10 protein-coding genes are annotated in these 12,659 nt (G+C 72.0%); all 10 read left to right on the top strand.

Annotated features, from left to right (window positions below):
* The first annotated feature begins 99 nt into the window (after positions 1 to 99).
* The 10 genes from E4T13_RS28095 to E4T13_RS28050 all read left to right on the top strand — a co-directional run bounded on the left by E4T13_RS28095 (position 100) and on the right by E4T13_RS28050 (position 12,612).
* Positions 100 to 2,046: a type VI secretion system Vgr family protein gene (locus E4T13_RS28095; RefSeq protein ID WP_137181643.1), complete on the top strand. Its 1,947-nt coding sequence runs from the start codon at positions 100 to 102 to the stop codon at positions 2,044 to 2,046.
* Complete coding sequence (locus E4T13_RS28090) at positions 2,046 to 2,636, top strand: DUF6931 family protein (RefSeq protein ID WP_240791329.1); 591 nt, start codon at positions 2,046 to 2,048, stop codon at positions 2,634 to 2,636. The genes E4T13_RS28095 and E4T13_RS28090 overlap by 1 nt, the downstream gene beginning before the upstream one ends.
* 4 nt (positions 2,637 to 2,640) lie before the next feature.
* The gene (locus E4T13_RS28085) at positions 2,641 to 2,928 is read left to right on the top strand and encodes a PAAR domain-containing protein (protein ID WP_137181642.1); all 288 of its coding nucleotides are present in this window, start codon (positions 2,641 to 2,643) and stop codon (positions 2,926 to 2,928) included.
* Position 2,929: 1 nt separating this feature from the next.
* Positions 2,930 to 4,333 (top strand): type VI secretion system-associated FHA domain protein TagH, encoded by a 1,404-nt coding sequence (gene tagH, locus E4T13_RS28080; protein ID WP_137181641.1) that lies wholly within the window; start codon positions 2,930 to 2,932, stop codon positions 4,331 to 4,333.
* Positions 4,330 to 4,791: a type VI secretion system lipoprotein TssJ gene (gene tssJ, locus E4T13_RS28075; RefSeq protein ID WP_137181640.1), complete on the top strand. Its 462-nt coding sequence runs from the start codon at positions 4,330 to 4,332 to the stop codon at positions 4,789 to 4,791. The genes tagH and tssJ overlap by 4 nt, the downstream gene beginning before the upstream one ends.
* A 98-nt stretch (positions 4,792 to 4,889) precedes the next feature.
* On the top strand, positions 4,890 to 6,215 hold the full coding sequence (tssK, locus tag E4T13_RS28070; protein WP_137181639.1) for a type VI secretion system baseplate subunit TssK: 1,326 nt from the start codon (positions 4,890 to 4,892) through the stop codon (positions 6,213 to 6,215).
* Positions 6,216 to 6,239: 24 nt separating this feature from the next.
* Positions 6,240 to 7,604 carry a type VI secretion system protein TssL, long form gene (gene tssL / locus E4T13_RS28065; protein WP_137181638.1) on the top strand — a complete coding sequence of 455 codons (1,365 nt, stop codon included), beginning with the start codon at positions 6,240 to 6,242 and terminating at the stop codon, positions 7,602 to 7,604.
* Positions 7,604 to 11,164: a type VI secretion system membrane subunit TssM gene (gene tssM / locus E4T13_RS28060; protein WP_137181637.1), complete on the top strand. Its 3,561-nt coding sequence runs from the start codon at positions 7,604 to 7,606 to the stop codon at positions 11,162 to 11,164. The genes tssL and tssM overlap by 1 nt, the downstream gene beginning before the upstream one ends.
* A 135-nt stretch (positions 11,165 to 11,299) precedes the next feature.
* A complete protein-coding gene (tagF, locus tag E4T13_RS28055; protein ID WP_137181636.1) occupies positions 11,300 to 11,866 on the top strand; it encodes a type VI secretion system-associated protein TagF in 567 nt (188 codons plus the stop codon).
* Positions 11,863 to 12,612 (top strand): PP2C family serine/threonine-protein phosphatase, encoded by a 750-nt coding sequence (locus E4T13_RS28050; protein WP_137181635.1) that lies wholly within the window; start codon positions 11,863 to 11,865, stop codon positions 12,610 to 12,612. Before tagF ends, E4T13_RS28050 begins: the two co-directional genes overlap by 4 nt.
* Positions 12,613 to 12,659: the final 47 nt, after the last annotated feature.

The following is a 12,659-nucleotide window of genomic DNA, read 5'->3' as shown; positions in this document are numbered from 1 at the left end:
CCCCAATTTTCCGGGGTGGCGCGTGTGACTGGCGTGCAGCGCCGGGTAGCGTTAGGCTGCGCCGGCGTTGGAGCGTCGGCCGGGGGACAGGGCTCGAACATGCCGGTTGCGTTACCGGATCGCAGCACGGCCTTGCTGTCCATGACACTGGACGGCTCGCCCGACATGCTTGCCCCGGTTCGCCTGACCGCGCGCGAGACGATCTCCGAACCCTACGAGCTGGAAGTCACCGCGGTTCATGCCGGGGAGTCTCCGCTGCCGCCCGGCGACGTGCTGCAGAAGACGGCCTGCGTGATGCTGCGCCGCGACGGCGTGGAGCGCCGCTTCCACGGGCTGGTGCGGGAATACCTGCCGCTGTCGCAGGATATCCGCGGCTTTCACGGCTGCACGCTGAAGATCGTGCCGAGACTCTGGGCGTTATCCCTGGCCAATGACTGCCGTGTCTTCCAGGAGAAGACGGCGCAGGAGATCCTGGAGACTCTGTTCGATGAAGCCGGGATCTCCGACTACGCCTTCCGCATCACCGGCGACAACCCGCCGCTTCCCTACCGCACCCAATTCAACGAGAGCGCGCTCCGCTTCGCCGCCCGCATCATGGAGGAGGCGGGCTGGTTCTACTTCTTCGAGCAGTCCGATACGACCGAGACGGTGGTGGTCACCGACGCCAATGCAAGCCTCGCCGATCTCGGCGCGCTGCCGGCGCAGGGGGCGCTGATCGCCGGGCTCCGCCCGCTGCATGCCGTGGCGCGCGGCAAGGAGCGCACCGCCGACTACAATCCGGAAAGCCCGGGAACCGAGGTGAAGGGCGAGCAGGCGACGGTGATGAAATCCACCGGCGCGCTGAGCCCCGAGGCCTTCCTGTGGCCGGCCGGCACCGACGACCCCGAGGTTGCCGCGGCGCGCGCCCGCCTGCGCATGGAAGCGCAGGAGGCGTCGGCATCGCTGCATACGGGCGACGGCGCATGGATCGTGCTCAGCCCGGGCCATCTGTTCGAGGTGACCGGCGGCGACCGCTTCCTGCCGGAGGGCACCTACGCCGTGCGCAGCGTGACGCACGAGGCGACGGACGAAAGCTGGCTGAATGGCGGCGCGCCACCGGCCTACCACAACAGCTTCCAGGCCTTCCCCGAGCCGGTGCCCTGGCGCCAGCCGCTGGAGACGCGCAGGCCCCGCATGTATGGCCTGCACGCCGCAGTGGTGATCGGCACGGAGAGCGAGGGCAACATCTTCACCGACGATCTGGGCCGCGTGAAGGTGCGCTTCTTCTGGGATCACCGGGCGGAAGCGGCGCCCGACCAGGCGATCTGGGCCCGCGTGGTGCAGCCCTGGGCCGGCAAGGGCTGGGGCGGGCAGTTCATCCCGCGCGTCGGCACCGAGGTCGCGGTCGGCTTCATGGATGGCGACCCTGACCGGCCGGTGGTGCTGGGCGGCCTCTACAACGGGACCGACAGCCCGATCTTCACGAAGGCCGACAAGACCAAGTCCGGCTTCCGCACGAAGTCCACCGACGATGGCGGCGCGGAGGAGTTCTCGGAATTCTCCTTCGACGACAAGAAGGGCGAGGAGCTGGTGTTTCTCCACGCCCAGAAGGACCTGAAGATGGAGGTCGAAAACGACCTCAATCTGAAGGTGGACAATTGCCGCATCGTCGAGGTCAAGGTGGACGACACCTTCACCGTGAAGGGCAAGCAGACGCTGACGGTGAAGGGCGACCGTGCGTTGACGGTGGAGCAGGGCAACTACGCCGTCGCCGTGAAGACCGGCAACTACGAGGAGTCGGTGGACACCGGCAACTACAAGATGGACGTCAAGACCGGCGCCTATGATGTGAAGGTCGGCGCCGGGCAGGTCACGATCGAGGCGGCGCAGGGCATCACGCTCAAGGTCGGCTCCAACACGCTGGAGATCACGCCGAGCGGGATCACGGTGAAGGGCACGATGCTGACCCTGAAGGCCGACGCGAAGGCCGACCTGGTCTCGCCCATGACCACGGTGAAGGGAGACGGGATGCTGACCCTCAAGGGCGGCATCCTGATGATCAACTGATGAACGCGCCGCAGCCGCAGACCAAGCTCGATGGCCCGCTGGAGGAACTGGTCGGACGCATCGCCGCCCCGCCCGAGGCGCTGGCCGCGATCGCCGGCATTGCGCGCGTGCCGGATGCGATCGAGCGGCTTGCCGGCTCGGGCTTCCTGCTGGAGGCGGCGAAGCTTGCCGCGCATGCGCTGCCGAAGCGCGAGGCTGTGTGGTGGGCCTGCATGTGCGCGCGCCACACCATGCCCGCCACGGGCGCGGAGAAGCTTGTCGAGCTCTGCAGCGCCGCGGAGACCTGGGTGCGGCGGCAATCCGACGAGACGCGCCGCGCCGCCTTCGAACTGGCGCAGAAGCACGGCTTCGACACGCCGGAAGCCTGGGCGGCGGTGGGCGCCTTCTGGGCCGGCGATTCCATGGCGCCGCCGGACGTGCCCAAGGTGCCGCCCGCGCCGCATTTGACCGGCACGGCGATTTCAGGATCGGTCAACCTGGCGGCAGTACGAGGCGATCCGCTGAAGCGCGATGCGCGGCTCGCGCGGTTCCTGGACGCGGCGCGCGACATCGCCGCGGGCGGCGCCGGCCGCCTGCCGCCGGAAGGATAGCGCCATGCCGCCCGCCGCCCGCGTCTCGGACATGCATACCTGCCCGATGTTCAACGGGCCGGTACCGCATGTCGGCGGACCGATCCTGCCGCCGGGCTGCCCCACGGTGCTGATCGGCGGCCTGCCCGCCGCCCGCGTCACGGACATGGCGACCTGCGTCGGCCCGCCGGATGTCATCATCATGGGATCCACGACGACGCTGATCGGCGGCCTGCCGGCGGCGCGCATGGGCGATTCCACGGCGCATGGCGGCGTGATCGTGATGGGCTGCTTCACGGTGCTGATCAACTGAGATGCGACTGACGCTCTCCACCCTGCGCTGCCCCGACAGCGTCGCGCCGGAGACGCGCTCCACCGGCGGCGGCGAGTTCACGCTCGGCCGCGCGCCGGACAATTCCTGGGTGCTGGCCGATCCCGACCGGCACCTGTCCAAGCGCCATTGCGTGCTCGCCTTCCGCAACGGCGGCTGGCAGATCGCCGACACCAGCACCAACGGCACCTACCTGAACCGCGAGGGCGATCCGATCGGGCAGGGCCAGGTGCGGGACCTGCGCGACGGCGACCGCATCCGGCTCGGTGCCTACGAGATCGAGCTCCGCATCGAGGAGGATGCCATCGGGACCACGCCGTCGGCACCCGCGAGCGCCTTCGGCGCCGGCAATCCCTTCGACGACGATCCCTTCGCCGCCGCGCCCCAGGCCGCGCAGCCCACAACGCCGCCGCCCCCGTCGTGGCGCGACGAGGATCCGATGCTGCCGCCCGACTTCGACCCGCTGGCGCCGCAGGAAGCCGACCCCTTTGCCGGGCCGAGCCTGGCCGACCACAGCCCTGCCGTCTCGGACGCCTTCCGTCCGCCTGCAGCGACGCCGGGCGCGCCGCTGCTGCCGGATGACTGGGACCTGGATGAGCCGCTGCTGCCGCCCGCCGCACCGGCCGCGCCCCCGCCACCTCCGGCGCCCGCGCCCACGCCGCCGGGAGCCTTTGCCCCGCCGGAGCCGCCACCCCCGCAGCCACCGCCCTTCGTCGAAAGCGCGCCGCCCGCCTTCGCGCCCCCACCCGCTGCCGCGGCAACGCCAACCGCGCCCATCGCGCCGCCGGTCTCGGCGGCGGGCGACGGCGCGCTGCTCGCCGCCTTCCTGCGCGGCGCCGGCGTGCCGGGCGCGCGCATCGAGGATCCGGCGGCGACGATGGAAGCGCTCGGCGGTGCTTTCCGCGCCCTGGTTTCCGGCCTGCGTGCCGTGCTGATCGCGCGCGCCGCGATCAAGGGCGAGTTCCGCATCGAGCAGACGATGATCCGTGCCCGCGGCAACAACCCGCTGAAGTTCTCGGCCGATGACGAGGATGCGCTGGCCGCGCTGCTCGGTACCGGGAGGCGCGCCGGCATGGCGCCGGCGGAGTCGGTGGCGGAGGCGCTGCGCGACGTGAAGCTGCACGAGCTTGCCTCGATGGCCGCGATGCAGAAGGCGGTGCGGGAGATGCTGGCGCAGCTTTCGCCGGAGGCGGCGCAGCATGCCGCGGGCAGCGGCGGTCTGCTGCCGGTCCAGCGCAAGGCGCGCGCCTTCGAGGCCTTCGAGGCGCAGCATGCGGCGCTGGTCGCGGCGCTGGCCGACGACTTCGACAGCGCCTTCGGCAAGGCCTTCGCCCGGGCCTATGAGGAGGCGCTGCGCGAGGCAGCGGCACGACCGGAGGAATCATGACCATCACCCGACGCCTTGCCCTCGCTTCCCTGCTGCTTCTCGGCGCCTGCGGTGCGACGCCACCGCCGCCAGCGGTGGTCACGCTGAAGGTGCAGGGCAGCGCGGACCAGAACCCCGATCCGTCCGGCCGCCCTTCCCCGGTCGCGCTGCATGTCTTCCTGCTGAACGCCACCGCCAAGTTCGAGCGCGGCGACGTCTTCGCCCTGACTGAGCGCGAGCAGGCGACACTCGGCGCCGACAGCGCAGGGTCGGAGCAGTTTGTCATCGCCCCCGGCGAGAGTCGCGAGATCACACGGGAACTGCGCCCGGGCGTGCAGGCGATCGGGCTGGTGGCGCTGTTCCGGGACGTGGACAGCGGCGCGCGCTGGCGCGCCGTGGTGCCCATCGCGACCTCCGGCCCCTCCACCATCCGCGTGAGGCTGGAGCGGAACGCCGTGATCGCCACGCGCGAAGGTTGATTCGTCTTACGGTCGCGGGTCGATGCTGATACCGTCGCCGGCGCAACCAAGGGTCACGGCATGACGCCAGGGCAACGCTCCGATCTGGGCCGCTTCTTGTGACCTGGGCCAGCCGCGTCGTCTGGCAGGAAGGCATGTTCCTGCGCGCCCAGCACTTCCAGCAGCAGGATCGCTGGCTGGAAAGCCTGGTGCGCGGCGCCTTCCGGCCGTTGCGCGCGCATCCCTGGGGCGTGACGGAGCTCGCGCTGGATCGCGACCTACTCGCCACCGGTCGCTTCGCCGTCGCCTCCGCCGCCGGCCTGTTCGAGGACGGCACCGCCTTCGCCATGCCCGCCGAGGCCGACCACCCGCCGCCGCTCGAATTGCCGGAGAACACGCGCAACGCGCTGGTCTTCCTGGCGCTGCCGATCCGCCAGCCCGGCGCGCCGGAGATCGCGGGGCCGGGCGGCGAGGGTCGCTACGCCGCCAATCCCTTCGGCGCCTATGACACGCACTCCGCCTCCCCCCAGCCGGCCGAGTTGCAGGTCGGCAAGCTGCGCCTGCGCTACATGCTCGAGGGCGAGGACCGCTCCGGCTATCATTGCATCGGACTGGCGCGCATCGTCGAAGTCTCCGCCACGCGCCAGGTGCAGCTCGACGAGCGCTGGATCCCCCCGGCGCTGGTCTGTTCCGCCGGGCAGCAGCTTTCAGGCCTGCTCGCGGAATTCGCGGGCATGCTGAACCAGCGCGGCGAGGCACTGGCCGCCAGGCTGAACGCGCCCGGCGCGCGCGGGGTGGCGGAGGTCGCCGATTTCCTGCTGCTGCAATCCATCAATCGCTGGCAGAAACTGCTGATGCATTGGGGCGATTCCGGCGCGGTGCATCCGGAGGAGCTCTACGCGACGCTGGTACAGATGGCCGGCGAGTTCGCCACCTTCACCGAGACCACGCGGCGGCCCAGCGCCTATCCGGCCTACCGGCACGAGGATCTGCAGCGCAGCTTCGCGCCTGTGGTCGCCGACCTGCGCCGCTCGCTCTCCGCCGTCATCGAGACCACCGCCGTCGCGATCCCGCTGCAGGAACGCAAGCATGGCGTGCGCGTCGGGCCGCTGACGGACCGCTCCATCCTGCGCGCGGCGTCCTTCGTGCTGTCGGTGCAGGCGGACATGCCGGCGGAGCAGTTGCGCCGCCTGTTCCCCGCGCAGGTGAAGATCGGCGCGGCGGAATACATCCGGGAGCTGGTGACGGTGGCGATGCCCGGCATCTCCGTCCGCCCGCTGCCCGTCGCGCCGCGGCAGATCCCCTTCTACGCCGGCGCCGTCTATTTCGAGCTGGACCGCGGCAGCCCGCACTGGGCGCACATGCAGAATTCCGGCGGCTTCGCGATCCATGTCTCCGGCGAGTTTCCCAATCTCCGCCTCGAACTCTGGGCGATCCGCGGCTAGCCTGGGGCGGACGGGAGGAGCAGCGTGAGCGACAACCCGTTCAACGACGAGGACCGCACGGTCATCCGCCCCGCACCGGGCGGACGCAGAACGCCGCCCAGCACGGCTGCGCCCGCCGCCGCTGCGCCCCCGCGGATGGCCGCGCCCGTTGCCGCGGCGCCGATGGACGACACGCTGACGCTGCCGGGCATCGGCACCTCGCCGCTGCTCTCGGCCGCGCAGCCGCTGCTGCAACTCATCGGCCGGCTGCGCAACACCGTCAGCCAGCCCGATCCTGGCGAGCTGCGCGAGCGCGCCGTCGCCGCCATGCGCCGCTTCGAGCAGGAGGCGCGCGGCGCCGGCGTGCCGATGGAGCAGCTTCGCCCCGCGCATTACGCGCTCTGCGCCGGGCTCGACGACGTCGTGCTGAACACGCCCTGGGGTAGCCAGGGCGGTTGGGCCAACCGGTCCCTGATCAGCACCTTCCACCAGGAGGTCCAGGCCGGCGAGCGCTTCTTCGCGCTGCTGCAGAAGCTGCAGCAATCGCCCGGCACCAGCCTGCCGGTGCTGGAGCTGATGTACGTGATCCTGGCGCTGGGGTTCCAGGGCCGCTACCGCCTGTCACCGCGTGGCCCGGCCGAGCTGGATCGCGTGCGGGAGGAGCTCTACGCGATCATCACGCGCCAGCGCGGCGCGACGCCCGACCCCGAGCTGTCCGCGCGCTGGCACGGCGTCGCGGCGCCCTATCGCCCGGCCAGGGCGCGCGTGCCGATCTGGGTGATGGCGAGCGCCGTCGCGGCGATGCTGGGCGGACTGTTCGTCTGGCTCTCCGGCGGCTTGGAATCGCAGACGGACGGACTGCTGGCGCGCGCGCAGGCCGCGCCGCCCGCCGCCATGCCGCAGATCGCCCGCGTCGCGCCGGTGCGTCCGCCGCCGCCCCCGCCGCCGCCGGCCGCGCCGCCCGCGCCGGGCACGCTCGACAAGCTGCGCGCCTTCCTCGCGCCGGAGATCCAGCAGGGCATCGTCGCCGTCCTCGGCACCGACGCCGCGCCGCTGATCCGCATCCGCAACCGCGGCATGTTCCCCTCCGGCAGCGCGACGCTGTCGCAGAACTTCCTGCCGATCATGACCCGCATCGGGGAGGCGCTGCGCGACGAACCCGGGCCCGTGCTGGTGATCGGCCATTCCGACAACCAGCCGATCCGCACCGTGCGCTTCCCCTCCAACTTCGCGCTCTCCGCCGCTCGGGCCGAGGCGGCGCGGGATGCGATCCTGCGCGGCCTCGGCGATCCCGCGCGCATCAGCTTCGAAGGCCGCGCCGACACGGAGCCCGTGGCCGACAACAACACCGCCGAGGGCCGCGAGGCCAATCGCCGCATCGAGGTGCTGCTGCGTCGGGAGGGCCGCTGATGTCCCGCCTCCCCTGGCGCTGGATTCTCTCGTTCGTTGGCGCCGCGCTGATCGCGGGGCTGGTCTGGTATTTCGGCCCGCTGCTCGACGCGCTGGAGGATTGGATCCCGCGCGCGATCATCGTCGCGGTCATCTTCCTCATCTGGTTCGGCGTGAATTTCTGGATCTCGCGCCGACACGCGAAGAAGGAGAGCGAACTCGTCCAGGGCGCAGCCGCCGGGCCCGACCCGGCCGCTCTCGCCGCAGACGAGGAAGCCCAGAAGCTGCGAGAGCGGCTGACCGCGGCGCTCGGCACGCTCGCCAAGGCACGCGGAACGCGCGGCTATCTCTACGAGCAGCCCTGGTACGTCATCATCGGCCCGCCCGGTTCGGGCAAGACGACCGCGCTGCTGAATGCCGGGCTGAAATTCCCGCTCGCGGCGGAGATGGGCCAGGCCGGGCGAGGGGGCGCCATCGCCGGCGCCGGCGGCACCCGCCTGTGCGACTGGTGGTTCACCGACGAGGCAGTGCTGATCGACACCGCCGGCCGCTACACCACCCAGGATTCCGACGCGAATGTGGACAAGGCGGGCTGGGACGCCTTTCTCGACCTGCTCAAGCGCAACCGGCCGCGCCAACCGCTGAACGGCGTGCTGGTGGCGATCTCGGTGCCGGAGATTGCGACGGCGCCCGCGCCGGAACGCCAGGCGCATGCGCGCGCAATCCGTCGCCGCGTGAAGGAAGTCACCGACCGCCTCGGCGTGCGTGTGCCGGTCTATCTGCTGCTGACCAAGGCCGACCTGTTGCGCGGCTTCACCGAGTATTTCGACGACCTCGACCGCGAGAAGCGCGCGCAGGTCTGGGGCACCACCTTCCCGCCTGCGGAGAAGGAACCCGTCGCCGGCTTCGACGCGGAATTCCGCACCCTGGTGGACCGCATCGAGGCGCGGGTGCTGGACCGCCTGCAGGCCGAGCGCAACCCGGATCGCCGCGCCCTGATCGCGGGCTTCCCGACCCAGCTCGGCAGCTTGGAAGCGCCGCTGAAGGAATTCCTTGCGGAGGCCTTCGCGGGGTCGCGGCTGGATCCCGCGCCCTTCCTGCGCGGCATCTACTTCACCTCCGGCACGCAGGACGGCACGCCAATCGATCGCCTGACCGGCGTGCTGGCACGCGGCTTCGGCATCGACCAGCGCCGCGCGCCGGCGCTGCGCCCGGAATCCGGACGTTCCTACTTCCTCGAGCGCCTGCTGAAGGAGGTGATCTTCGGCGAGGCGATGCTCGGCTCCGCCAATCCCGCCGGCGTGCGGCGCGACCGCGCTTTGCGCGCCGCGGCCTGGGCGGCGAGCCTGCTGCTGCTTTTCGGCGGCGGCGCCTGGCTCTGGATGGAGCGCGGCAATGCGGAAAGCGGCGCGGCGAAATTCGCGACCGCGCTGGCCGCGTACGAAAAGGAAGCCGGCAACGCGCTGACCGATCCCGTCAACGACGGCGACCTGCAACGCATCGCGCCGGTGCTGGATGCCGCGCGCGCCCTGCCGAACGAGGCGACGGCGGCCGAGGCCGGGCTCGGCCTCTCGCAGGCGGACAAGCTTGAGGCGGCGGGCAACGTCATCTACCGCCACGCCTTGCAGCGGGCCTTCCTGCCGCGGCTGCTGTGGCGGCTGGAGGCGCAGATGCGCGGCGCCTTCGCGCAGCCCGACCTGCTCTACGAAGCCACGCGCATCTACCTGATGCTCGGCTCCGCCGGCCCGCTCGACCGCGACCTGGTCAAGGAGTGGATGGCGCTCGACTGGAACAACACCTATCCCGGCGCGCCGAACGCGCCCCTGCGGGAGAACCTGGCGACGCATCTGACCGCACTGCTGGCCGCGCCGCTGCCGCAGGTTCCGCTGGATGGCGCGCTGGTCGAGGAAGCGCAGCGCGCCTTCAGTCGCATCCCGCTGGCCGAGCGCGTCTATTCCCGCATCCGCCCCTCCGCCGCCGCCACGCGCCTGCCGCCGTGGCGGCCCGGAGATGCGGCGGGCGCTGCCGGCGCACGGCTTTTCGTGCGCGGCTCCGGCAAGCCGCTGACCGAGGGCATCCCCGGCTTCTACACGGTGGAAGGCTTCCATCGCGTGCTGCTGCCTTCGCTGCCGAATGCGGCGCGGGAGGTCGCGAACGAATCCTGGGTGCTGGGCCAGCGCGCGGAGATCGATCCGAACAGCCCGGCGGTGCAGACGCTGGAACGCGACGTGGTCGCGCTCTATGTCGCCGAATACGTCCGGCAATGGGATGCGATGCTGGCCGACCTGAATGTCGTGCAGCTCCGCAGCCTGCCGCAGGCGGTGCAGGACCTCTTCATCATGGGCGCGCCGCAATCGCCGATGCGCGACCTGCTGGTCGCCGTCGCGCGGCAACTTACCCTGAGCCAGCCGCCGCCTGCGCCCGCCGGTGCAGCAGCCGCCGCCGCGGGCGGCATCGCCGCGGCGGCGCAGGCTGCTGCGCAAGGCGCGGCGGGCAGCGTCGCCTCACGCCTCGGCGCGGTGCTCGGCCAGGCGGGCGGGCCGCCGCCGCCGCCGCCGGGCATCGCCGTGGATGAGCGCTACAAGGCGCTGCGCGACCTGGTCGGCAGCGGGCCGGGCGCGCCGCTCGACAACCTGCTGACGCTGCTGACGCAGCTGCAGCAGCAACTGGCGCAGCTCGCCCAGGCGCAGGCGGCGGGACAGACCGCGCCACTGCCGACGGGCGCCGACCCCGTGGCCCTGCTGCGCGCCGAGGCGTCGCGTCAGCCCGAACCCGTCGCGCGCTGGCTGACCGGCATCGCGCAGAACGCCATCGCGCTCCGCGGCGGCGGCGTGCGCGCGGCGGCCGCGGCGGCCTGGAACGGCGGCGCCGGTGGTGGTGGCGGCGGTGGCGGAGGGGGCGGCGGCGTCTCGCCGGCGCAGCTCTGCCAGCAGGCGGTGAACGGGCGCTTCCCCTTCGCGCCGGGTGCGTCGAACGAGATGCCGATGGACGATTTCGCGCGGCTCTTCGCGCCGGGCGGCATGCTCGACACCTTCTTCAACACGCAGATCCGCCCCTTCGTGGACATGTCCGGGCGCAACTGGCGGCCGCAATCCGTGGATGGCGTGCCCTCCCCGGTCGGGGCGGAGGCGGTGGCGAATTTCCAGCGCGCGGCGGTGATCCGCGACGTGTTCTTCGCGGGCCAGCCGCAGCCGACCTTCCGCTTCGACATCGCGCCGCAATCGCTCGATCCCGGCGCGCGGCAGGCGACGCTCGATCTCGATGGCGTGGTGATCACCTATGCGCACGGCCCGACGCGGTCGACGCAGGTGACCTGGCCAGGGCCGAACCGGATGACCAATGTGCGGCTGGTCTTCGACCCCGCGCCATCCAGCGGCTCGGGCGTGCTGCAGGCGAACGGGCCCTGGGCGCTGATCCGGATGTTCCAGATGGGCCGGATCGAGCGCGCCGGCGCGGCGGAGCGCTTCACCCTCAGCTTCCAGTCGGGCGAGCGCAGCATCGTCTACGACATCCGCGCGTCCTCCACGTTGAACCCGTTCTCCACCAACGTGCTGCGTGAATTCCGATGCCCGAGTCTCTAGGTGCCTCAAACGCCGGCGCGCCTGCGGCGCTTGGCTTACGCGCAGGCCACGGCCGCGCCTGCGGGTGCTGTCGGTTGATGCGCGGGCCCCATTCGCGGCCTCGGCCCGCTTCGCGGTCCGCCTTGGGCGGCACGCATGACTGACGCGCTCGCCGAGGTGCGGATCGGGTTCCTCGGCAAGCTGCCGGCGCGCGGCGACTTCTGCATGCGCGGCCTGCCGCGCGGCTTCTGCGATGCCTGGGATGGATGGCTTGCCGAGGTGATGCCCGGCAGCCGCGAGATCCTGGGTGAGACATGGCTGGCCGCCTGGCTGGAGGCGCCGGTCTGGCGCTTCGCCCTGCCGCCGGGACAGTGCGGAGCGGAGGCCGTGGCTGGCCTCATGCTGCCCAGCGTGGACCGCGCCGGGCGGCACTGGCCGCTGACGCTGGCAGCCGTGACACCGGATCTGCGCGTGGCGCCCGCGGTCGACGAGGCCTGGCTCGGCGTGCTGGAAGACGCCGGCCTCGAGGCCGTGCTGTCGGACGCGACACCCGACCGCTTGGCGGAACGGCTCGTGGCGGCGCCGCCCGCCTTCACGCCGGATGGCGCCGCGGCGCAATGGTGGACGCAGGGCGCGCCGCGCGTCGCCCCGCGCCGCTTCGCGGCCGGCGCGCTGCCCAGCACGGCCGCCTTCGCTGCCATGCTGTCGGACGAGGTGCCATGAGCAGCCTGCTCGCCGGCCGGTTCCGCTCCTCCGGCCGCACCGATCCCGGCGCGCGGCGCAGCCACAACGAGGACAGCTACCTGGACAGGCCGGAAGCCGGCCTCTGGGCCGTGGCCGACGGCGCCGGGGGGCATGAGGCGGGCGAGGTCGCCTCCGGCATGATCCGCGATGCCCTCGCCGCCATCCCGGACGACCTGCCGGCCGGGCAGGTGCTGGGCGAGGTGCGGCAGCGCCTGGCCCTGGTGCATGAGGCACTGCGAGAGGCCGGCGCGCGGCAGGGCGGCGGCACCATTGCCTCCACCGTCGTGGTGCTGATCGTGCGCGGCGGGCATTTCGCCTGCCTGTGGGCGGGCGATTCACGCCTCTATCGCCTCCGGCAGGGCAGCCTGGAACAGATCACCCGCGACCACTCGCTGGTGCAGGAACTGGTGGATGCGGGGATGCTGCACCCCGACGAGGCGGAGAGCCATCCACGCGCCAATGTCATCACCCGCGCCGTCGGCGCGGGGGAGGACGGGCTGGAGGTGGACAAGACCTCCGACCGCGTGTTGCCCGGCGACCGTTTCCTGCTGTGCAGCGACGGCCTGACCAAGACCTTGCCGGCCGGCGAGATCGCAACCCTGCTCGCCGTGCCCGACGCGGCCCTGGCGCCGGAACTGCTGATCGCGGCGGCGCTGGCACGCGAAGCCTCCGACAATGTCACGGCCGTGGCGGTCGAGGCCGGGGCGGAGACGGCGAGGGGTTGATTGCATGTTGGAAGATTTCGCGGGACGGGGTTACGCTCGCGCAAACG

This window comes from Roseomonas sp. AR75 (assembly GCF_005222815.1).
Classification (GTDB): Bacteria; Pseudomonadota; Alphaproteobacteria; order Acetobacterales; family Acetobacteraceae; genus Falsiroseomonas.
This window is presented reverse-complemented; position numbering and strand designations above follow the sequence as displayed.

What these genes read in the sequence shown, in the direction of transcription:
- E4T13_RS28095 (WP_137181643.1), top strand. Translation starts at nt 100, where the DNA reads ATGCCGGTTGCGTTACCGGATCGCAGCACGGCCTTGCTGTCCATGACA.
- E4T13_RS28090 (WP_240791329.1), top strand. Translation starts at nt 2,046, where the DNA reads ATGAACGCGCCGCAGCCGCAGACCAAGCTCGATGGCCCGCTGGAGGAA.
- E4T13_RS28085 (WP_137181642.1), top strand. Translation starts at nt 2,641, where the DNA reads ATGCCGCCCGCCGCCCGCGTCTCGGACATGCATACCTGCCCGATGTTC.
- tagH (WP_137181641.1), top strand. Translation starts at nt 2,930, where the DNA reads ATGCGACTGACGCTCTCCACCCTGCGCTGCCCCGACAGCGTCGCGCCG.
- tssJ (WP_137181640.1), top strand. Translation starts at nt 4,330, where the DNA reads ATGACCATCACCCGACGCCTTGCCCTCGCTTCCCTGCTGCTTCTCGGC.
- tssM (WP_137181637.1), top strand. Translation starts at nt 7,604, where the DNA reads ATGTCCCGCCTCCCCTGGCGCTGGATTCTCTCGTTCGTTGGCGCCGCG.
- tagF (WP_137181636.1), top strand. Translation starts at nt 11,300, where the DNA reads ATGACTGACGCGCTCGCCGAGGTGCGGATCGGGTTCCTCGGCAAGCTG.
- E4T13_RS28050 (WP_137181635.1), top strand. Translation starts at nt 11,863, where the DNA reads ATGAGCAGCCTGCTCGCCGGCCGGTTCCGCTCCTCCGGCCGCACCGAT.